We start from the raw sequence: 19,189 nt of genomic DNA, 5'->3' as shown, positions 1-19,189 counted from the left end.
GTGTGACTGTAGTGATTGGTGGGCACTAGGCTGGGGGCCATGGCTTCCAATGCATCAACGCGCAGCCGCTCGTCCAGTGCTTCGACCGGGTCGAAGTCGGGCAACGGCGGCCGGTCGCGCAGCGGCGCCGCACGCGGGGGGACCAAGGCGGGCGCTGCGGCGCGACCGAAGTCCGGTCAGGGCGGCGGTGCCCGCAAGCAGCCCGCGGGTTCGACGTCACGGCGGCCCGCACACTCGCAAGACCTGAAGCGTCGTCCGGCGGACCGGACCTCGGTCGGTCGGGGGATGGGACGCGCCGCGGTGGCGACATGGAATCTCGCAGCGCGCGGGCTGGGCGGGCTGGCCCGGATCGGCGCACACCGAGAGGACGATCCCGCCCAGGCACGCGACGGAGCGGGACTGGCGCTCACGCTCACGGCCGCACTGATCGCGATCGGCGTGTGGTTCCACGCGCTCGGTCCCGTCGGAGCGTTCATCGACACCCTGGTCAGGGCCGGATTCGGCGTGCTGGCCTACGGCATTCCGGTGCTGCTCCTGGTGATCGCGGTGCTGGTGATGCGTTTCCCGGCGAATCCGGAACGTCGTCTCCGCAATGTCGCGGGCTCATTGCTGGTGGCGGTTCCGGTGCTGGCGCTGACCCATTTGATGCACGGTGCCCCCACCGGTTACGACGCCCGCGCCGATGCCGCAGGCTTCCTCGGCTACGCCCTCGCCTCACCCCTCACCAATGCGCTCACGGTCTGGGTCACGGTTCCGCTGTTCCTGCTGCTCGGCGCGCTCGGTGTGCTCGCGCTCAGCGGCCGGACGCTCGCGGAGGTCGCCGGAGCGGTGTCGGATTACCTCGGACTGGGCGCCGGCGGGTACGACTACTACGACGAAGACGACGAGTGGGATCCGGAGTACGACGATTACGACGACGATCCCGCAGACGGATACGAGGCCGCCGAGTCCTTCGACGACTACGACCCCGGGCCGCCCGCTGACCCGGCGCAGTCGCACACCGACGGCGACTACGGCGACCCGTTCCGGAACTACCCGCCCGATACCCGACGCCGCCCTCGGGCGACCGACTCGGCGCGGCGGCGGAGCACCGCGGGTGAGGACCGGGACGCGCGCATGCCGGACCTGGTCACCGAGCCGCTGATCGATTCGCCCGCGTTCGACGAGGCGCCGTTCGACGTGCCGGTCGACGAGAACCCGACGCTCCGGTTCGGCGACGAGGACGCCGACGAATTCGCGGCGGACGACTACACCGACCCTGCACCGGAACCCGAGCCCGCGCCCCGACCACGGCGCAGGCCGGCCCCGACTCCGGCCGCGGCACCGAAGCCCGCGGCCGAACGGCCGGCCGTGCCCGCGGGCGGGTCGTTCCTGGACCGGACCCCAGACTCCGACTATCTGCTTCCGCCCGCGGACCTGCTGGTGCAGGGCGAGCCGGCGAAGACCGGCACCTCGGCGAACGACGAGATGATCGATCGGATCAACAGCGTCCTCGAGCAGTTCAAGATCGACGCCGCGGTGACCGGATACACGCGCGGCCCGACCGTGACGCGCTACGAGGTCGAGCTCGGCCCGGCCGTCAAGGTCGAGAAGATCACCCAGCTGCAGCGCAACATCGCGTACGCGGTCGCGACCGACAACGTCCGCCTGCTCGCGCCGATCCCCGGCAAGTCGGCAGTCGGCATCGAGGTCCCGAACTCCGACCGCGAGATGGTCCGACTGTCCGACGTGCTCGCCGCGCCGTCGACCCGCAAGGAGAACCACCCGCTGGTGATCGGCCTCGGTAAGGACATCGAGGGCGACTTCGTCAGCGCGAACCTCGCGAAGATGCCGCACCTGCTGGTCGCCGGTTCCACGGGCTCGGGCAAGTCGAGCTTCGTGAACTCGATGCTGGTGTCGCTGCTGACGCGTGCCACCCCCGACGAGGTCCGGATGATCCTCATCGACCCGAAGATGGTGGAGCTGACGCCGTACGAGGGCATTCCGCACCTGATCACGCCGATCATCACCGAGCCGAAGAAGGCTGCGGCAGCCCTGTCGTGGCTGGTGGACGAGATGGAGCAGCGCTACCAGGACATGAAGGCGTCCCGGGTCCGCCACATCAACGACTTCAACGCGAAGGTCCGGTCGGGTGAGATCGCCACGCCACTCGGGTCCGAGCGCGTGTACAAGCCGTATCCGTACATCGTCGCGATCGTCGACGAGCTGGCTGATCTGATGATGACGGCGCCGCGGGACGTCGAAGAGGCGATCGTCCGGATCACGCAGAAGGCGCGCGCGGCGGGCATCCACCTGGTGCTCGCGACGCAGCGGCCGTCGGTCGACGTCGTCACCGGTCTGATCAAGACCAACGTGCCGTCCCGGTTGGCGTTCGCGACGAGTTCGCTGACCGACTCCCGCGTCATCCTCGACCAGCCGGGCGCCGAGAAGCTGATCGGCATGGGCGACGGTCTGTTCCTGCCGATGGGGGCGAACAAACCGATCCGCATGCAAGGCGCCTTCATCACCGATGAGGAGATCGCGGCCGTCGTCGAGTTCACCAAGGAGCAGTCCGAGCCCGACTACACCGACGGCGTCACGACGGCGAAGGCGGGCGAGAAGAAGGACATCGACGCCGACATCGGCAACGACCTCGACGATCTCCTCCAGGCCATCGAACTGGTGGTGTCCAGCCAGTTCGGCTCCACCTCGATGCTGCAGCGCAAGTTGCGGGTCGGGTTCGCCAAGGCCGGGCGGTTGATGGATCTTATGGAGACTCGCGGAATCGTCGGCCCGAGCGAGGGGTCCAAGGCCCGCGAGGTGCTGGTGAAGCCGGAGGATCTGGCGGGCGTCATCGCCTCGATCACGGGCGGAGGCGACGACGCGGCCGATCCGCTAGACTGACGGAGATCTTGGAGGGGAGTATCCCCGTCTCGCAGGCGTTCCCGTCAATACGGGCCCGCTCTGCCGCATCCGCCGATCGGATGCGGCCGGGCCGGTCCCGGGGCCGTCGCCGGCAGCGCCGATCAGGGCGCACCGCCGGTGGGAGAGACCTCCGACATCGTCGCTTCGTGCTACGTGTTGGAGGATTCTCATGACTGTCTCGTTGGCGACCTGGCTGATCACCGGAGCGGTGATCCTGGGTCTGTTCGTCTTCGACTTCTTCGCCCACGTGCGGACGCCGCACGAACCCACTCTTCGGGAATCGGGATTCTGGTCCGCCGTCTACATCGGCATCGCGGTGCTGTTCGGCGGCTTCGTCTGGTGGAAGTGGGGCGGAACCTACGGCGGTGAGTACTTCGCCGGCTACGTGACCGAGAAGGCGCTCTCGGTCGACAACCTGTTCGTCTTCGTCGTCATCATGACGAAGTTCGCCGTGCCGCGCGTGTACCAGCAGAAGGTGCTGCTGCTGGGCATCGTGATGGCACTGGTTCTGCGTGGCGTGTTCATCGCCGTCGGTGCGGCGGCGATCGACGCCTACAGCTGGGTGTTCTACCTGTTCGGGCTGTTCCTGATCTTCACCGCCGTCAAACTGCTCCGCGAGAGCGACGAGCCGGCCGAGGCCGAGCGTGAGCGCGAAGGCCGGATGGAGCGGATCGTCAAGAAATGGTTCCGTGCCGCCGACCACTACGACGGCGACCGGCTGACCACGAAGATCGACGGCAAGCGCTACATCACGCCGCTGCTGGTGGTCCTGATCGTCATCGGCTTCACCGACGTGCTGTTCGCGCTCGACTCGATTCCGGCCATCTACGGTCTGACGCAGCAGCCGTACCTGGTGTTCACCGCGAACGCGTTCGCGCTGATGGGCCTGCGACAGCTGTACTTCCTGCTGGGCGGTCTGCTCGACAAGCTCATCTACCTGTCGTACGGGTTGTCGTTCATCCTGGGCTTCATCGGTGTGAAGCTGGTACTCCACGCACTCCACGAGAACACCTTGAGCTTCATCAACGGCGGCATGCCCGTCTCGGTCCCCGAGATCAGCACGGCGCTCTCGCTGGGGGTCATCGGCGGCACCCTGGTCGTGACGACGGTCGCGAGCCTCGCGGTCAGCAGACGACGAGCGGGCTGACCGCCTGCTCTGTCCGGGCCCGATCCAGCGGCTCGCTCAGTACGGTCCGTAGACCTGCGTGAGCTCCCGGACGGATACCGCGGCGATGGCCGACTCGCGAGCGAAGGGATCTCCGGTCAGGAACTCGCGCGCCGAGTCGGCGTCGTCGGCGGTGATCATCAGGTGGGCGCCGCTGCCGTCGGCGAAGGGGCCGACGAACTGCAGCCGACCGGCCTCGTGCTGGGCGCCGAGCCAGCCGCGGTGCTCGGGCCGGAACTCGTCGCGGACCGCGGCGGCCTCGGGAGCATAGGTGTACTCGACGGCGAACAGCGCCATGGTGATGGTCCTTTCGAACTGTCGGGTGCGAGCTGTGATGAGTTACAGGAGCGCGAGCATGCGAGTGTTGCCGAGCGTGTTCGGCTTGACGAAGCTCAGGTCGAGGAACTCGGCGACGCCCGTGTCGTACGACCGGCACATCTCATCGAAGACCTCGCGCGAGACCGGTGTCCCGTCGATCTCGACGAATCCGTGCCGGGAGAAGAACTGGGTCTCGAAAGTCAGCACGAAGACCCGCTCGAGCTCGAGTTCGCGCGCCACGTCCATCAGGCGCCCGACGATCTTGTGCCCGATCCCGTGACCGGAATGGGTGGTGTCGACCGCGACCGTGCGGACCTCGCCCAGATCGGACCACATGACATGCAGCGCACCGCAGCCGACCACGAGGCCGTCGAGCTCGCCGACCCAGAACTCCTGGACCGACTCGTACAGCGTGACCAGGTTCTTCTCGAGCAGGATCTTGCCCGCGTAGATGTCGATGAGCTCCTTGATCCGGGGAACATCCGACGTCCGCGCGCGGCGCACGAGCACCGCGGGGGGCTCGTCGGTGCGGGAGTCGGCGTGTTCGCTCAGCATGGGAACGAGAGTAGTCGCAGGTCCGAATGCGCCCTTCGGTAGTCGGGGAAACGGGTGCCGTTAGGCTTAACGGCGTGACTGACCCTGTGCGCCGCGCGATCGGCGATGACGCGGCCCCGGTGCCGGTGGTGAACATCGCCAACGCACTGACGGTGTTCCGCATCGTCCTGGTGCCGGTGTTCGTGGTCCTGCTGTTCGTCGACGACGGACATTCGACGGCGTGGCGGATCGCCGCCTTCGTGGTCTTCGCGGTCGCCGCGTTCACCGACCAGCTCGACGGTCGGCTGGCCCGGGGAATGAACCTCGTCACCGACTTCGGGAAGATGGCCGATCCCATTGCGGACAAGGCCTTGATCGGCGCGGCGCTGATCAGCCTGTCGGTGCTCGGCGATCTCCCGTGGTGGGTCACGGTCGTGGTCCTCGCCCGCGAGGTCGGCGTCACCCTGCTGCGCTTCTGGGTGCTCCGCTACGGCGTCATTCCGGCCAGTCGCGGCGGCAAGCTGAAGACCCTGCTCCAGTCGGTCGCCATCGGTCTGTTCGTGCTGCCGCTCAGCGGGGCGTGGCACACCGCGGCGTGGGTCATCATGATCGCCGCCGTGGTGGCGACGGTGGCCACCGGGCTCGACTACGTGTGGCGTGCGCTGGCGATGCGCCGGGACGCGGAATAGCGCGGGGGAGCACACGCGTTGAACCCGTGGTGGCGATGCACATCGGTGGGTCGTCGGCGTTCGGATGTGAGCGGCGGGCGATCAAGAATTCGGCTAGGGTCGACGGCACAGGCTTTGACGGAATCGACCGCCCGGAACGGGGCGTGGAGGAGAATCGTGAGGAGGTCCGGACGTGACACTGCTCTTGCGTGAAGCGATCGGCGACGAGTTGCGCCGTGTTCGGAACGGTCAGGGACGCACGCTGCGCGAGGTCTCGACCGACGCGAGGGTGTCGCTCGGCTATCTCTCAGAGGTGGAGCGCGGACAGAAGGAGGCGTCCAGCGAACTGCTGGCGTCCATCTGCGAGGCCCTCGACGTGCCGATCGGTGACGTGCTGTTCCAGGTCGCCGGAGTGATGCGACCGAACGTCCCGGATACTCTTGTCGAAGTCATTGCCCCCCAGGATGATTCGGTGGACGGCGCGGGTGCGCCCGCGGCTCTCGCCGCCGCGTGATCGACCGACGACGCGACCCGCGCAACGAGGAGTTTGAATACCGATGGCCAATCCGTTTGTGAAGTTCTGGAACTACATGATGGCTCTGGGCAACTCGAAGATCGACGAGCACGCCGATCCGAAGGTCCAGATCCAGCAGGCGATCGAGGACGCGCAGCGGCAGCATCAGGCGCTCTCCCAGCAGGCCGCCGCCGTGATCGGCAATCAGCGGCAGCTCGAGATGCGGCTCAACCGGCAGTTGGAGGAGATCGAGAAGCTGCAGGGCAACGCCCGGCAGGCACTCACTCTCGCCGACCAGGCCGCCGCAGCGGGCGACACCGCGAAGGCGGGTGAGTACACGAATGCCGCCGAGGCCTTCGCCGCGCAGCTGGTGACCGCGGAGCAGAACGTCGAAGACCTCAAGGTGCTCCACGATCAGTCGCTGCAGGCGGCTGCGCAGGCCAAGCAGGCCGTCGAGCGCAATGCGATGGCGCTGCAGCAGAAGCTGGCCGAGCGGTCGAAGCTGCTGAGCCAGCTCGAGCAGGCCAAGATGCAGGAGCAGGTCAGCGCCTCGCTGAACCAGATGAGCGAGTTGTCGGCCCCGGGCAACACGCCGAATCTCGAACAGGTTCGGGACAAGATCGAGCGTCGCTACGCGAATGCCCTGGGATCGGCTGAACTGGCCAAGGGATCGGTTGCCGGCCGGATGCAGGAGGTCGAAGCCGCAGGGGTGCAGTTGGCGGGCCACGCGCGGCTCGAGCAGATTCGCGCGAGCATGAACGGCGGTTCCCTCGCCCCCGGTCAGTCGGCGGGCGCACAGGGCGCGGCGGCGCCGCAGGTGGAGCAGGGCGGCGCAGCTCCGGCTCCGCAGACTCCGGAACAGAACTGAACACGCAGGCGCCGCTGACCGTCGCCATCGTGGCCGGGTCCGACGCCGGACATGCGTTTCCGGCGCTGGGCCTGGCCACTGCGTTTCTCGCGGCGGGCGACCGGCCGATCGTGTACACGGGCGAGCGCTGGATTCCGGTCGCTGCGGAGCGGGGGATCGAGGTTCGGCCGCTGCCCGGCCTGGCCGCCCGGCCCGGTGAGGACGACGATGACGCCGGGGCGAAGCTCAGCGTCCGTGCGGCGCGGATGGCGCTCGAATTGGCGCCGGAACTGGCGCTGACCGGTGTGGATCTTGTCGTCAGCGACGTGATCACGATCGCGGGCGGTTGGGCCGCCGAGCTGGTGGGCGTGCCGTGGATCGAGCTGTCGCCGCACCCGCTGTACGAGCAGTCGTCGGGCCTGCCGCCCATCGGCGCGGGCCTGGCGGCGGGCGAGGGGTTCCGCGGCCGACTGCGGGACACAGTGCTGCGATCGAGTTCGGCTCCCGCCGTCGCGAAGGGCAGACGCCAGCGCAGGCGGGCACGGGCGAGCATCGGGCTGCCGGCCGAGCCGTCGCCGATCGCACGGTTCGTCGCGACCCTGCCGGGGCTCGAAGTGCCTCGCCCGGACTGGCCGGCCCGAACGCATCTGGTCGGGCCGCTGCTGTTCGAGCCGACCGCCGAGTGCTTCGACCGACCGGCCGGCGACGGCCCGCTGATCGTCGTGGCTCCGTCGACCGCAGCGACCGGTGCGGGCGATCTCGGTGCCGAGGCGCTGTCGGCGCTCGCGGAACTGCAGGCGCGCCGTCCGGTGCGCGTGGTCTTCTCCGCTCTGCAGCCACCGAACGCGGCGGAGGCCCCGCGAGGTCTGGTGGCCGCGACGGCCCGGCAGGACGAATTGCTGCCGGACGCCGATCTGGTGATCTGCGGTGCCGGGCACGGCATGCTGGCGAAGACTCTGCTCGCCGGTGTTCCGGTGGTGACCGTGCCGGGCGGCGGCGACCAGTGGGAGCTCGCCAGCCGCGTGCAGCGGATCGGCTGCGGCCTGCTGGTGCGACCGGCGACGGCTGAGGCGTTGGCGGCGGCGGTCGTCGAGGTGCTCGACGACGATCGCTACGCGTCAGCGGCGCGGAGGGTAGCGGACACGGTGGCAGGCGTCGTCGATCCGGTGGCGACGGCGCACCGGGCGTACGCGCGGGAAGCGGCGGCCGGGCAGTCGTGGAGAATGGACTCATGCGTCTGACAGAGTTCGCCGAACTCACCGAAGCGGAGTTCGGCCGGAAGCGGGCCGACGGCCTGCTGGCGGATCTGGTGCTGATGGAGTTGGGCGGCCGGACGGGCCGGGAGGCGATCGACCAGGGGGTCGACCCGAAGCTGGTCTGGCGAGCGCTGTGCCGGGAGTTCGAGGTCCCGCCGGAACGCTGGTGACGGCGGGTCTGATCCAGGCTCCGGCGTGTCGAATTGCCATCGAACATCTGTTCGCTCATCATGAATGGGGAACCGGAGTGCGCTCTGGTGCGTCCAACTCAATGACCGCGCGAAGCAGAATTGTCAGACCCTGCTCCTAATGTGTGGTCACGACAGCGGAAACGTGTAAGACCACAGCAACGTTCGAACCCACAGCTTCACACCACACAGCAGAGCACCCGGAGGAGAGACCGATGGCACCCGTGACTGATCGGCAGAAGGCACTGGATCTGGCACTTGCTCAGATCGACAAGAATTTCGGCAAGGGCTCGGTGATGCGACTCGGTGAGGACGCCCGCCCGCCCATGGAGGTCATTCCGACCGGCTCGGTCGCCCTCGACATCGCGCTCGGCATCGGCGGTCTTCCGCGCGGCCGCATCGTCGAGGTCTACGGCCCGGAATCGTCGGGTAAGACCACGGTCGCCCTGCACGCCGTCGCGAACGCGCAGGCCGCGGGCGGCATCGCCGCGTTCATCGACGCCGAGCACGCACTCGATCCCGAGTACGCCGCCAAGCTGGGCGTCGACATCGATGCCCTGCTGGTCTCACAGCCCGACACCGGTGAGCAGGCCCTGGAGATCGCCGACATGCTGATCCGCTCGGGCGCGCTCGACATCCTGGTCATCGACTCGGTTGCGGCGCTGGTGCCGAAGGCCGAGATCGAGGGCGAGATGGGCGACAGTCACGTCGGCCTGCAGGCACGACTGATGAGTCAGGCGCTCCGCAAGATGACCTCGGGCCTGAACAACTCGAACACCACGGCCATCTTCATCAACCAGCTGCGCGAGAAGATCGGCGTGATGTTCGGTTCGCCGGAGACCACGACCGGTGGTAAGGCCCTCAAGTTCTACTCGTCGGTGCGTCTGGACGTGCGCCGTATCGAGACGTTGAAGGACGGTACCGACGCCGTCGGCAACCGGACTCGAGTCAAGGTCGTCAAGAACAAGGTCGCCCCGCCGTTCAAGCAGGCGGAGTTCGACATCCTGTACGGCCACGGCATCAGCCGTGAGGGTTCGCTGATCGACCTCGGCGTGGCCGAGGGATTCATTCGGAAGTCGGGGTCGTGGTTCACCTATGAGGGCGACCAGTTGGGGCAGGGCAAGGAGAACGCCCGCAAGTTCCTGATCGCCAACCCGGATGTCGCGAACGAGATCGAGGACAAGATCAAGGACAAGCTCGGCATCGGCCGTCCGCCTGCCGACGCGGACGAGATCGCGCCCGAGCCGGTCGATTTCTGATCGGGGACGCATTGACCGGTGGCCCGGCCCGGTCCGGACCGTCTCCCTGGGACGCCGCTCTGCGGCTCCTGGGGACGCGTGCCCGGAGCCGGGCCGAAATGCGTGAACGGCTCGTCGCCAGGGGCTTCACTCCGGACGAGGTGGATCAGACCATCCAGCGACTGGACGAGTGGAAGCTGCTCGACGATGCTGAGTTCGCCTCGGAGTGGGTGCGGTCCCGGCATGCGCACTCCGGCCGGGGCCGCTTGGCGCTGCAGCGGGAGCTGCGCACCAAGGGCATCGCGGAGGAGACGGCGTCGGAGGCGCTGGCGCAGATCGATCCGGACGCTGAGCGGGAGGTGGCCGTTCGACTCGCCGAGAAGAAGTTGAACGTGTCCGGAGAGCAACTACGGGATCACGAGGTGCGCGCCAAGGCGTATCGCCGCCTCGCGGGTGCGCTCGGCCGCCGCGGATTCCCGCCGGACGTCGTCGGTTCGGTCGTCAAGGAAGTCTTGGAGCGGGCGCGCGCCGAATGATCACCGACCGAGACCGGTGAGCCCGGGAAGGTTCTCCATGGTGTCGATCTCGGTGATCTCGGCGGCGGCGACCGCCGTCTTCCGGCGGCCCCGTCGCAGCCGTCCTTCGAGGTAGTTCGCGAGAGCCGTGAGGCAGAAGTTGATCGTGATCATGATCGCTGCGACCACCAGCAACGACGGCAGATAGTTGCCCCAGTACGACGCCGAGACGATGCCCGACCGGACGACTTCGATGTAGCCGAAGGCATAGCCGAGCGCACTGTCCTTCAGCGCGATGACCATCTGCGAGATCAGCGCGGGCAGCATCGCGGTCACCGCCTGCGGGAGCAGGATCATCCGCATCATCTGCGACTTCCGCAGCCCGATCGAGGAGGCCGCCTCCGATTGCCCCTTCGGTACCGCGAGAATGCCGGCGCGGAGGATCTCGGCGATCACCGAGCCGTTGTAGAGCGTCAAGCCGAACACGACCGCCGCGAACGACAGCTGAGACGACGGGACGACGGCGTACTTCGCGAAGAGGTAGTACGCGAAGAACATCAGGATCAGCACCGGGATCGCGCGGAAGACCTCGACGATGACTCCCGAGACGACCCGTACCCACCGGTGGTCCGACAGCCGCCCGATCCCGAGCAGGGCACCGAGGATCAGGGCGAGGACGATTGAGACGAATGCCGCCTTGATGGTGCCCCAGAGTCCGGGGAGCAGCCAGGTGGTCCAGGTGCCCGCGACCGTGAACGGGCTCCACATGTCGGCGTCGAGCTGCCCGTTGTCGGCGAGCACCTTGATCACATAGGCCGCGATCGCCACCAGGATCGCGATGAACACGACCGCCGTGATGAGATTGCGCCGCCGTGCACGCGGGCCGGGGGCGTCGTACAGGACTGTCGACTCGTCGCTCATCGCTTGACCGCCCATCGTTTGGCCGCCCAGCCGAAGACGGCGCCCTCGGCAAGGGTGATGATCATGAAGCCGACCGCGATGATCGCGAAGATCAACATGATCTGGTCACCGTGGGTCTCGAGTTCGGACTTCATCAGCAGCGACGCCTCGGCGACGCCGATCACGGATGCGATCGTCGTGTTCTTGGTCAACGCGATCAGCACAGACCCGAGCGGCGCGATCACGGTGCGCAGTGCCTGAGGCAGGACGATCAGCCCGAACACCTGAGTGAACGACAGTCCCAGCGACCGAGCCGCCTCTGCCTGACCGATCGGCACGGTGTTGAACCCGGACCGGAGGGTCTCGCAGACGAACGTCGCCGTGTAGAGGATGAAGGCCAGAACCGCGAGCCGGAAGTTGTTGGTCGCGATGAAGCTCGAGTTCTCCGGCGCGAGCGTGAGACCGAGGTTCTGGTAGAGCCCGATCGAGCAGAAGAGGACGATCAGCGTGAGAGGGGTGTTGCGGACGATGTTGACGTACGCGGTAGCGAAGCCCCGCATCACCGGAACGGGCGAGACCTTCATCGCGGCCAGCAGTACACCCCAGAGCAGCGCGCCGATCGCGGAGTAGAAGGTCAGCTTGATCGTGGTCCAGAAGGCGGGCCAGATCTGCGGGCCCATGCTCTGCCAGAGTTCATACATCTAGGCTCCTCCTTCGCAGGTGGTCGACGGAGCGGTGAGGAAGTCGAGATCGCCGACGTCCGGGTAGAGCTTGTACTTGGAGCCGGGTGCGTTCGCCCGGTCGATCCAGGTGTCGACGATCTGATCGCCGAGAGCCGAGCGCAGGTCCGTGCTCCATTCCGACTGATCGCTTCCGGGGAGCGGCGCGAGCATCGACTCGATCGCCTCGTTGACCGCGGCCACGGAGTCCGGATAGTCCTGTGCCATGCCGATGCCGTAGCGCTCGGTGGAGAACGGCTGGCCCTGCTTCTTCAGCGCGCCCTTGACGCAGGCGTCTTTCGGATACGTCATCGAGACGAGCTTGAACTCGCCGGGGTAGCGGTTCGCATAGCCGGCGAGGATGGTCTCATCGGTGGTCAGCGCGTCCACCTTGCCGCGGCGGAGGGCCTCGACGCACGAGGAGTAGGAGTCGTACTCCTGGAGCTGAACGCCGGGCAGCTGTGCCTTGACGTTCTGGGCCGGGGTGGAGCCGCTCACCGAGCACAGCTTCTTGCCGTTGTTCAGATCGGTCAGCGAGTTCAGCGTCGAATCGTCGGCCCGGACCAGCAGCCCCTGGTAGGTGACCAGATACGGGCCGGCGAACGAGACCTTCTTCGCCCGGGCCTCGTTGATCGAGTAGGTCGCGGCGATCATGTCGACCTCGCCGTTGCCGATGAGCGTCTCGCGCTGCGCCGACGGGGTCTCCCGCCAGGTGATCTCCGGGTGCGGGACGCCGAGCTTGTCGGCGATGTGGTCGACCACGTACTCCGACACCGAGGGATCGAATCCGACCACCGAGCCGTCGGGCTGCTGGAGGCCCAGTCCGGGCTGGTCGTACTTGGTGCCCAGGACGACCTTCCCGGACTTGATCGATTCGACGAGGTTGCGGGGTTCGGTGCTGCCGCACGCGGCGAGGACGCCTGCCAACAGTGCGACCGCCGCGGCCAGCGCGAACAGGGCGCGCCTGCGGCGTGGCGCTTGAGCTGAATCGGTCACGGTCAGTCTCCCAGGATCTTGGAGAGGAAGTCTTTGGCGCGGTCGGACTTCGGCGCGGTGAAGAAGCTCTCCGGATCGGTGTCCTCGACGATCTGCCCGTCGGCCATGAAGATCACCCGGTCGGCGGCACGCCGTGCGAAGCCCATCTCGTGGGTCACGACCATCATCGTCATGCCCTCCTTCGCGAGGGAGACCATGACGTCCAGGACCTCGCTGACCATCTCCGGGTCGAGTGCGGAGGTGGGCTCGTCGAAGAGGATCACCTTGGGGCTCATCGCGAGTGACCGCGCGATCGCCACGCGCTGCTGCTGACCGCCGGACAGCTGCGCCGGGTACTTGTCCTTCTGAGTCCCGATGCCGACGCGGTCGAGCAGTTCCTCGGCGCGTTTGCGCGCGTCGGCCTTCGACGTCTTCCGCACCTTGATGGGTCCGAGCGTCACGTTCTCCATGATCGTCTTGTGGGAGAACAGGTTGAACGACTGGAAGACCATGCCGACATCGGCGCGCAGTCGTGCCAGGTCGCGGCCCTCCTCGGGCAGCAGCTGTCCCTCCACCCGGATCTCGCCGCTGTCGATCGGCTCGAGGCGGTTGATCGTGCGGCACAGGGTCGACTTGCCGGAGCCGGACGGACCGAGCACCACGACGACCTGCCCGCGCGGCACTTCGAGGTCGATGTCGCGGAGGACGTGGAGGTCGCCGAAGTGCTTCTGCACGTTCTTCATCGAGATCATCGGTGTGGCGTTCGTGTCGGGCATACTCACAACGTAGTTGTGACGCCGGTCGCCGGTCGGCTTCTTCCGCACATCCAGCGTGTCGCCCGCGCGGTGAGTGTGACGCGGGCGGATTTGCCTCGGGACGTAACCTGGTCATGTGAGTGTTGAGGCCCCAGGCGAGGCGACGATCGAGGACGCGACCGGCGGTGTCCGCTCCTATTCGGTCCGGACCTTCGGATGTCAGATGAACGTGCACGACTCCGAGCGGATCGCGGGTCTCCTCGAGGACGCCGGTTACGTCGCCGCGGTCGACGGCGACGACGCGGACCTGGTGGTCTTCAACACCTGCGCGGTCCGTGAGAACGCCGACAACAAGCTGTACGGCAATCTGTCGCACCTCGCACCGGTCAAGGCCGACCGGCCCGGCATGCAGATCGCCGTCGGCGGATGTCTGGCGCAGAAGGACAAGGACACCGTCCGCAAGCGGGCACCGTGGGTCGACGTCGTGTTCGGCACCCACAACATCGGCTCGCTGCCGGTGCTGCTGGAACGCGCGCGTCACAACGACGAGGCCCAGGTGGAGATCCTCGACTCGCTGGAGCGCTTCCCGTCGACGCTGCCCGCCCGGCGCGACTCGGCGTACTCGGGCTGGGTCTCGGTGTCCGTCGGCTGCAACAACACCTGCACGTTCTGCATCGTCCCGTCGCTGCGCGGCAAGGAGGTGGACCGTCGACCCGGGGATGTGCTCGCCGAGGTGCAGGCGCTCGTCGACCAGGGCGTACTCGAAGTGACCCTGCTCGGTCAGAACGTGAACGCGTACGGCCAGTCGTTCGCCGATCCGGAGACGCCGCGCAATCGTGGCGCGTTCGCGGACCTGCTGCGCGCCTGCGGAACGATCGAGGGCCTGGAGCGAGTCCGCTTCACGTCTCCTCATCCGGCGGAGTTCACCGACGACGTGATCGCCGCGATGGCCGAGACCCCGAACATCTGCCCACAGTTGCACATGCCGCTGCAGTCGGGCTCGGACCGCGTGCTGCGCGCCATGCGGCGCAGTTACCGCCGCACCAAGTTCCTCGGCATCCTCGACCGGGTCCGCGAGGCGATGCCGCACGCCGCCATCACGACCGACATCATCGTCGGCTTCCCGGGGGAGACCGAGGAGGACTTCGCCGAGACGCTCGACGTCGTGGAGAAGGCGCGATTCTCGAGCGCGTTCACGTTCCAGTACTCGCCGCGGCCGGGGACTCCGGCCGCCACGATGCCGGACCAGGTGCCGCCGGAGGTGGTCACCGAGCGTTACCAGCGGCTGATCGCCCTCCAGGAGCGGATCTGTCTCGAAGGCAACACCGCGCTCGTGGGGACCGAGGCAGAGCTGCTGGTGGTCGCCGACGAGGGGCGGAAGAGTTCGTCGACCGGCCGGATGACCGGCCGTGCACGCGACGGCCGGCTGGTCCATTTCCGTGCCGATTCCCGATCGCAGGTCGAGCCGGGCGGAATCCGGCCGGGCGATCTGGTGACGGCGGTCATCACGGACGCGGCTCCCCATCATCTGATCGCTGACGCCGGGGTGCTGACGCATCGTCGCACCCGCGCCGGCGACGCGCACGAGGCGGGCACGCTGCCCACCACACCACCCGTCGGCGTCGGACTCGGGATGCCGTCGATCGGAGCGCAGCCGGTCCCTGAGTCGACGAGTGCATGCGGAACTGGAGGTTGTTCATGAGCAACAAGGACGATCTGGAGACGTTCGACAAGTACGAACGTGAACTCCGGAAGGCCGAGAAGAAGGTCGCGGGCGAGATCGATCCGGGCGCCCGCGCCGTGGTGGTCGCGATCTGCGTCCTGCTGGCGATGGTCTCGCTGATCCTGCCGCATGCGGGCGACGCCACCGGCCTCGACGTGCTGATGATGTCGGACAAGGCCCATGCCGAGCACATCAAACTGCCGTCGGAGGTCTTCGTCTACCTGCTGGTGATCTTCGGCATCGGGTTCTCGACGTTGGCCCTGGTGACTCGCCGCTGGGTGCTGGCATGGATCGCGTTGGCCGGTACGGCGGTCGACGCGGTCGCAGGCATGCTGGCGATCTGGACGCGCAACACGGTCGGCGTCGACGAGACGACGACGCCGTCGAGTGCCGGGGCGGGCCTGCTGCTCGGCTGGGCGGTGTCGATCGTGCTCGTCTTCCACTGGGCGCGCGTGGTCTGGAACCGCAACACCTATCAGCTGGCGTTGGAGCAGGAGCGGCGTGCCGAGGCGGCCAACCGTGAGGCCTTCGGAATGTCGTTGCAGCGTCCGGTGGCGCCGAGCGACAAGGCGGCGAAGGCCAAGCGGGCGCAGTCGGCAGGGGACGACAAGACGGGCGACGACAAGACCGGCGACGACGAGACCGGCGACTGAGAGTCGCCCACCCGGTGACACAAGCGAAGGGGCGACCGACTGGAAAGTCGGTCGCCCCTTCGCCTGCGGGCTAGCGGTCGGTCAGCGCCGAGTGGGCGGCGTTGGCCCACTCGCGCCACTGGTCGGCCTGCTGACGGAAGTCGGCCGCGTCGCGGTCCTTGCCCGCCGCGGCGGCCTTCTCGGCCTGCTCGTCGAGCTTCTCGGCACGCTCGGTGAACTGGGCGGCCCGGGCCTGCGCCTCGGGATCGGTCCGCGCCCAGTCGGCGTCCTCCTCGTCGCGCAATCGCTTCTCCAGAGCCCGCGCACGGCTCTCCAGCTTGTGCATCTGCTCGCGCGGAACCTTGCCGATCTCGTCCCACTTCTCGCGGAACGTCCGGAACTCGCGGCGTGCGGCCTCCAGGTCGGCGGTCGGATCGATCTTGGCCTCGGCCTCGTCGAGCAGCGCGATCTTCGCCGTGGCGTTCTCCGCGAACTCGGCGTCCCGCTCGGAGTTGACCGCGTTGCGGGCCTGGAAGAAGACGTCCTGGGCGGCCTTGAACCGGAGCCACAGCGCCTCATCGGTGTCGCGCGGTGCTCGCCCGGCGGCCTTCCACTCGGTCAGCAGATCGCGGAACTTCCCTGCGGTCGGACCCCAATCCGTCGAGTTCGACAGTGCCTCCGCCTCGGCGATCAGCTCCTCCTTGCGGGCCTTGGCGCCTGCGCGCTCGCGGTCGAGCTCGGCGAAATGAGCGCCTCGCCGCCGGTTGAACGCATCACGCGCCTTGGAGTACCGCCGCCACAGGGCGTCGTCGGTCTTCCGGTCGATGCCCTTGATCGTCTTCCACTCGTCCAGGATGGCGCGGAGGCGGTCGCCGCCGGCCTTCCACGACGTGCTGTCCGCGCCGATGCTCTCGGCTTCGGCGGCGAGCTGCTCCTTGCGTTCGATGGCCGACGAGCGGGCCGACTCGCGCTGGTCGCGAACCTCCTGCGCCACGTCGTCGGCACCGGAGACGATCACCGTCAGCCGTGCGGCCAGGCCGTCGACGTCACCGAGCACCTGGGCGTCGGGAAGGTCGGCCAGCAGGTGCGCCGCGCTGGCCTGAGTCTTCCTCGGGTCGCCGGAGCGGGCGGTGAGCCGTTCTTCGAGGATCTCGACCTCGGTCGCCAGATCCGCGAACTTGCGCGAGAAGTGAGCGAGTCCCTCTTCGACGGTGCCCGCCTGCCACGAACCGATCTGGCGTTCCCCCGACGAAGTCTTGAGCCAGACGGTGCCGTCGGCGTCGATCCGGCCGAACTCGTGCGGATCACCGACGGGCACCGGATGCACCGGCACCGCGGGCGTGGGACCGCCGACGGCGGGAGTGGTGGGACCTGGCCGAGGACCCGGACGCGGGCCGGGCTTGGGTCCCGGCTTGGGCGCGGGCACGGGAGCGTTCGAATCGGATGGGTTCGTCATGCGTCTACCTCTTGAATAGTCTTCGCCGCGCGTCACGGCTGCCAGATCACTACGTCGTTCATTCAAGCAGGCAACGGGACGCTTGTGGGCGCGGCCTGCAACATTCGCGCCGACATTCGTCGCGCGGCCCGTCACGCTCGCGCCCCGAACCGGCTGCGCCAGGCGGCGGGCGGTAGCGTCGACGGCGTGTTGTCCCTGGTTGCGATAGTCCCGAGCGCGCCCCTGCTCGTCCCCGAACTGGCCGGTCCCGAAGCGGTTGACGCCGACCCGGTGCGCGCCGCGGTCGTCGCTGCGGGCGAGCGCCTGGCCGCTGCGGCGACGTCGTGGATCGCCGTCGGTGCGGGAGAGCTGCCCCGATCCGGCATGGATTTCCGAACCTACTGCGGCGCAGGTGATTTCGGTGCGTACGGGGCGCCGGTGGAGATCTCGCTGGGCAATTCTCCGGGCACGCGACCGACCGGCGGGGCGGTATTGCCGCTGTCGATGCTGGTGGCGGGCTGGGTGCGCGGCCGGGCCGATCGGGACGATCGAGGAGTCGCGGTGACGCCCTGCGTCGTCGACCCCGGCGCGACACCGGGCGAGTGCGCCGCGATCGGCGCGGAGCTCGCCGGGCAGTTGAACGCCCTCGACGAGCCGGTGGGGCTGCTGGTGGTCGCCGACGGAGCCACCGCACTCACTCCGAGTGCGCCGGGCGGGGGCGAACGCGCCTCGGCGATCGAACTGCAGGCGCGGGTCGACGACGCGCTCGCGCACGCGGACACCGCGGCCCTCGCCGCACTCACCGCTGCCGAGTGCGCGGCCGAGGGCATGGCGGGACGGGCCGCCTGGCAGGTGCTCGCGGCAGCGTACGCCGCGGCCGGACCGAAACCGGGCGGAGCCGGGGGCCCGGGGGACGCAGTGGACGTCCTGTACCGCGCGGCACCGTTCGGCGTCGGCTACACGGTCGCACTCTGGAAGCCGGAGGCGACGTCGTGACGACCGCGCCGATCGCGGTCATCGGTCCGACGGCCGCCGGGAAGTCGGAACTCGCTCTCGATCTGGCCGAGCACTTCGGCGGCGAGATCGTCAACGTGGACGCCATGCAGCAGTACCGGGGCATGGACATCGGGACCGCGAAGCTCACGGTCGAGGAGCGGCGCGGGATCCCGCATCATCAGCTCGACGTTCTGGACGTGACGGAGACGGCGACCGTCGCCGCCTACAAGGCGGCGGCCACCGCGGACATCGAGGCGCTGCTGACCGCGGGCCGGACCCCGGTGATCGTCGGGGGATCGATGATGTACATCCAGGGTCTGCTCGACGACTGGGAGTTTCCGGCGACGGACCCCGACGTCCGCTCGCGATACGAGGCGATGCTCGCCGAGATGGGTCCGCTCGCGCTGCATCGGCGGTTGGCCGACGTCGACGCGCAGGCGGCGGCGACGATCCTGGACTCGGACGGCCGGCGGATCGTGCGTGCTCTCGAGGTGGTGGAGATCACCGGACAGCCGTTCGCCGCGTCGGCTCCGACGATCGGCGCGCCCCGCTGGGGGACGCGGATTCTGACCCTCGACCGCGACCGCGATGCGCTCGACGAACGGATCCGGCTCCGCACCGCCGCCATGTTCGACGGCGGCCTGGTCGAGGAGGTCGAGTCACTGTGCGAGCAGGGCCTGCGGTCCGGCCGGACGGCGTCGCAGGCGATCGGCTACGCACAGGTGCTTGCCTGCCTGGACGGCGTGTACGACGTGGCCGAAGCGCAGGAGCGCACCTTCTTCGGGACTCGACGGTACGTGCGGCGCCAGCGCTCCTGGTTCCGGCGCGACCCGCGGGCGGTCTGGCTGGACGCCGCCGACCCCGACCTGCTGGAGCAGGCGCTCCGGGCGCTCCGCGTAGCCTGATG

The 19,189-nt window shown here is 68.3% G+C and carries 20 protein-coding genes; 13 read left to right on the top strand and 7 right to left on the bottom strand.

Features of this window, described 5'->3' with window-relative positions; translation table 11 throughout:
* The first annotated feature begins 39 nt into the window (after positions 1–39).
* Both SCNU_RS16070 and SCNU_RS16065 read left to right on the top strand, forming a co-directional pair.
* Positions 40–2,883, top strand: coding sequence for a DNA translocase FtsK (locus tag SCNU_RS16070; RefSeq protein WP_139026062.1), 2,844 nt, complete (start codon positions 40–42; stop codon positions 2,881–2,883).
* A 190-nt stretch (positions 2,884–3,073) separates the two neighbouring features.
* Positions 3,074–4,051, top strand: coding sequence for a TerC family protein (locus SCNU_RS16065; RefSeq protein WP_009680454.1), 978 nt, complete (start codon positions 3,074–3,076; stop codon positions 4,049–4,051).
* A 36-nt stretch (positions 4,052–4,087) separates the two neighbouring features.
* On the opposite strand, the gene SCNU_RS16060 is transcribed toward SCNU_RS16065, so the two are convergent.
* Both SCNU_RS16060 and SCNU_RS16055 read right to left on the bottom strand, forming a co-directional pair.
* Entirely contained in the window at positions 4,088–4,366 is a 279-nt protein-coding gene (locus tag SCNU_RS16060) for a YciI family protein (protein WP_009680453.1), read from the bottom strand.
* Between the two features lie 42 nt (positions 4,367–4,408).
* Positions 4,409–4,942, bottom strand: coding sequence for an amino-acid N-acetyltransferase (locus SCNU_RS16055; protein ID WP_009680452.1), 534 nt, complete (start codon positions 4,940–4,942; stop codon positions 4,409–4,411).
* Positions 4,943–5,016: 74 nt separating this feature from the next.
* Between SCNU_RS16055 and pgsA the strand changes: the two genes are divergently transcribed.
* From pgsA to SCNU_RS16020, 7 genes are all read left to right on the top strand, one after another.
* Positions 5,017–5,610, top strand: a complete 594-nt coding sequence (gene pgsA / locus SCNU_RS16050) for a CDP-diacylglycerol--glycerol-3-phosphate 3-phosphatidyltransferase (RefSeq protein WP_050792850.1) — start codon at positions 5,017–5,019, stop codon at positions 5,608–5,610.
* Positions 5,611–5,782: 172 nt separating this feature from the next.
* Positions 5,783–6,103 carry a helix-turn-helix domain-containing protein gene (locus tag SCNU_RS16045; protein WP_009680449.1) on the top strand — a complete coding sequence of 107 codons (321 nt, stop codon included), beginning with the start codon at positions 5,783–5,785 and terminating at the stop codon, positions 6,101–6,103.
* 43 nt (positions 6,104–6,146) lie between these two features.
* Positions 6,147–6,971 carry a PspA/IM30 family protein gene (locus SCNU_RS16040; RefSeq protein WP_009680448.1) on the top strand — a complete coding sequence of 275 codons (825 nt, stop codon included), beginning with the start codon at positions 6,147–6,149 and terminating at the stop codon, positions 6,969–6,971.
* A 14-nt stretch (positions 6,972–6,985) separates the two neighbouring features.
* Positions 6,986–8,191, top strand: coding sequence for a glycosyltransferase (locus SCNU_RS16035; RefSeq protein WP_050792849.1), 1,206 nt, complete (start codon positions 6,986–6,988; stop codon positions 8,189–8,191).
* Entirely contained in the window at positions 8,182–8,376 is a 195-nt protein-coding gene (locus SCNU_RS16030; protein WP_009680446.1) for a DUF3046 domain-containing protein, read from the top strand. Before SCNU_RS16035 ends, SCNU_RS16030 begins: the two co-directional genes overlap by 10 nt.
* Positions 8,377–8,609: 233 nt before the next feature.
* Entirely contained in the window at positions 8,610–9,653 is a 1,044-nt protein-coding gene (gene recA, locus SCNU_RS16025; RefSeq protein ID WP_009680445.1) for a recombinase RecA, read from the top strand.
* Between the two features lie 11 nt (positions 9,654–9,664).
* Positions 9,665–10,168, top strand: coding sequence for a regulatory protein RecX (locus SCNU_RS16020; RefSeq protein ID WP_175284115.1), 504 nt, complete (start codon positions 9,665–9,667; stop codon positions 10,166–10,168).
* Here SCNU_RS16020 and SCNU_RS16015 read toward each other — a convergent pair whose 3' ends face one another.
* From SCNU_RS16015 to SCNU_RS16000, 4 genes are read right to left on the bottom strand one after another with little or no spacing between them, the layout of a single operon-like run.
* Positions 10,169–11,068 (bottom strand): amino acid ABC transporter permease, encoded by a 900-nt coding sequence (locus tag SCNU_RS16015; RefSeq protein ID WP_009680443.1) that lies wholly within the window; start codon positions 11,066–11,068, stop codon positions 10,169–10,171.
* Complete coding sequence (locus SCNU_RS16010; RefSeq protein WP_009680442.1) at positions 11,065–11,748, bottom strand: amino acid ABC transporter permease; 684 nt, start codon at positions 11,746–11,748, stop codon at positions 11,065–11,067. The genes SCNU_RS16015 and SCNU_RS16010 overlap by 4 nt, the downstream gene beginning before the upstream one ends.
* A complete protein-coding gene (locus SCNU_RS16005; protein ID WP_009680441.1) occupies positions 11,749–12,762 on the bottom strand; it encodes a glutamate ABC transporter substrate-binding protein in 1,014 nt (337 codons plus the stop codon).
* A gap of 2 nt (positions 12,763–12,764) precedes the next feature.
* On the bottom strand, positions 12,765–13,493 hold the full coding sequence (locus tag SCNU_RS16000; RefSeq protein WP_009680440.1) for an amino acid ABC transporter ATP-binding protein: 729 nt from the start codon (positions 13,491–13,493) through the stop codon (positions 12,765–12,767).
* Between the two features lie 139 nt (positions 13,494–13,632).
* Here SCNU_RS16000 and miaB point away from each other — a divergent pair, with 139 nt between their 5' ends.
* Entirely contained in the window at positions 13,633–15,198 is a 1,566-nt protein-coding gene (gene miaB / locus SCNU_RS15995; RefSeq protein ID WP_009680439.1) for a tRNA (N6-isopentenyl adenosine(37)-C2)-methylthiotransferase MiaB, read from the top strand.
* Positions 15,195–15,872 carry an Rv2732c family membrane protein gene (locus SCNU_RS15990; RefSeq protein ID WP_009680438.1) on the top strand — a complete coding sequence of 226 codons (678 nt, stop codon included), beginning with the start codon at positions 15,195–15,197 and terminating at the stop codon, positions 15,870–15,872. The genes miaB and SCNU_RS15990 overlap by 4 nt, the downstream gene beginning before the upstream one ends.
* A gap of 70 nt (positions 15,873–15,942) precedes the next feature.
* Here the strand turns inward: SCNU_RS15990 and SCNU_RS15985 are convergent, their stop codons facing one another.
* Entirely contained in the window at positions 15,943–17,307 is a 1,365-nt protein-coding gene (locus SCNU_RS15985) for a DUF349 domain-containing protein (RefSeq protein ID WP_040518627.1), read from the bottom strand.
* A 186-nt stretch (positions 17,308–17,493) separates the two neighbouring features.
* Between SCNU_RS15985 and SCNU_RS15980 the strand changes: the two genes are divergently transcribed.
* Together SCNU_RS15980 and miaA are read left to right on the top strand one after the other, a co-directional pair.
* Positions 17,494–18,282: a class III extradiol ring-cleavage dioxygenase family protein gene (locus tag SCNU_RS15980; protein WP_040518649.1), complete on the top strand. Its 789-nt coding sequence runs from the start codon at positions 17,494–17,496 to the stop codon at positions 18,280–18,282.
* A complete protein-coding gene (gene miaA, locus SCNU_RS15975) occupies positions 18,279–19,187 on the top strand; it encodes a tRNA (adenosine(37)-N6)-dimethylallyltransferase MiaA (RefSeq protein ID WP_009680435.1) in 909 nt (302 codons plus the stop codon). The genes SCNU_RS15980 and miaA overlap by 4 nt, the downstream gene beginning before the upstream one ends.
* The last annotated feature ends 2 nt before the right edge of the window (positions 19,188–19,189 follow it).

Source organism: Gordonia neofelifaecis NRRL B-59395, assembly GCF_000192435.1.
GTDB lineage: Bacteria > Actinomycetota > Actinomycetes > Mycobacteriales > Mycobacteriaceae > Gordonia > Gordonia neofelifaecis.
Note: the sequence above shows the minus strand (reverse complement) of the source record. Positions and strands in the feature narration are given on the sequence as shown.

Excerpts from the sequence above, each read along its gene's own strand:
- SCNU_RS16010 (WP_009680442.1), bottom strand. The coding sequence starts at position 11,748 with ATGTATGAACTCTGGCAGAGCATGGGCCCGCAGATCTGGCCCGCCTTC.
- SCNU_RS16060 (WP_009680453.1), bottom strand. The coding sequence starts at position 4,366 with ATGGCGCTGTTCGCCGTCGAGTACACCTATGCTCCCGAGGCCGCCGCG.
- SCNU_RS16040 (WP_009680448.1), top strand. The coding sequence starts at position 6,147 with ATGGCCAATCCGTTTGTGAAGTTCTGGAACTACATGATGGCTCTGGGC.
- SCNU_RS16000 (WP_009680440.1), bottom strand. The coding sequence starts at position 13,493 with ATGATCTCGATGAAGAACGTGCAGAAGCACTTCGGCGACCTCCACGTC.
- SCNU_RS16015 (WP_009680443.1), bottom strand. The coding sequence starts at position 11,068 with ATGAGCGACGAGTCGACAGTCCTGTACGACGCCCCCGGCCCGCGTGCA.
- SCNU_RS16055 (WP_009680452.1), bottom strand. The coding sequence starts at position 4,942 with ATGCTGAGCGAACACGCCGACTCCCGCACCGACGAGCCCCCCGCGGTG.
- recA (WP_009680445.1), top strand. The coding sequence starts at position 8,610 with ATGGCACCCGTGACTGATCGGCAGAAGGCACTGGATCTGGCACTTGCT.
- SCNU_RS16030 (WP_009680446.1), top strand. The coding sequence starts at position 8,182 with ATGCGTCTGACAGAGTTCGCCGAACTCACCGAAGCGGAGTTCGGCCGG.
- SCNU_RS16065 (WP_009680454.1), top strand. The coding sequence starts at position 3,074 with ATGACTGTCTCGTTGGCGACCTGGCTGATCACCGGAGCGGTGATCCTG.
- SCNU_RS15985 (WP_040518627.1), bottom strand. The coding sequence starts at position 17,307 with ATGACGAACCCATCCGATTCGAACGCTCCCGTGCCCGCGCCCAAGCCG.
- SCNU_RS15990 (WP_009680438.1), top strand. The coding sequence starts at position 15,195 with ATGAGCAACAAGGACGATCTGGAGACGTTCGACAAGTACGAACGTGAA.
- SCNU_RS16070 (WP_139026062.1), top strand. The coding sequence starts at position 40 with ATGGCTTCCAATGCATCAACGCGCAGCCGCTCGTCCAGTGCTTCGACC.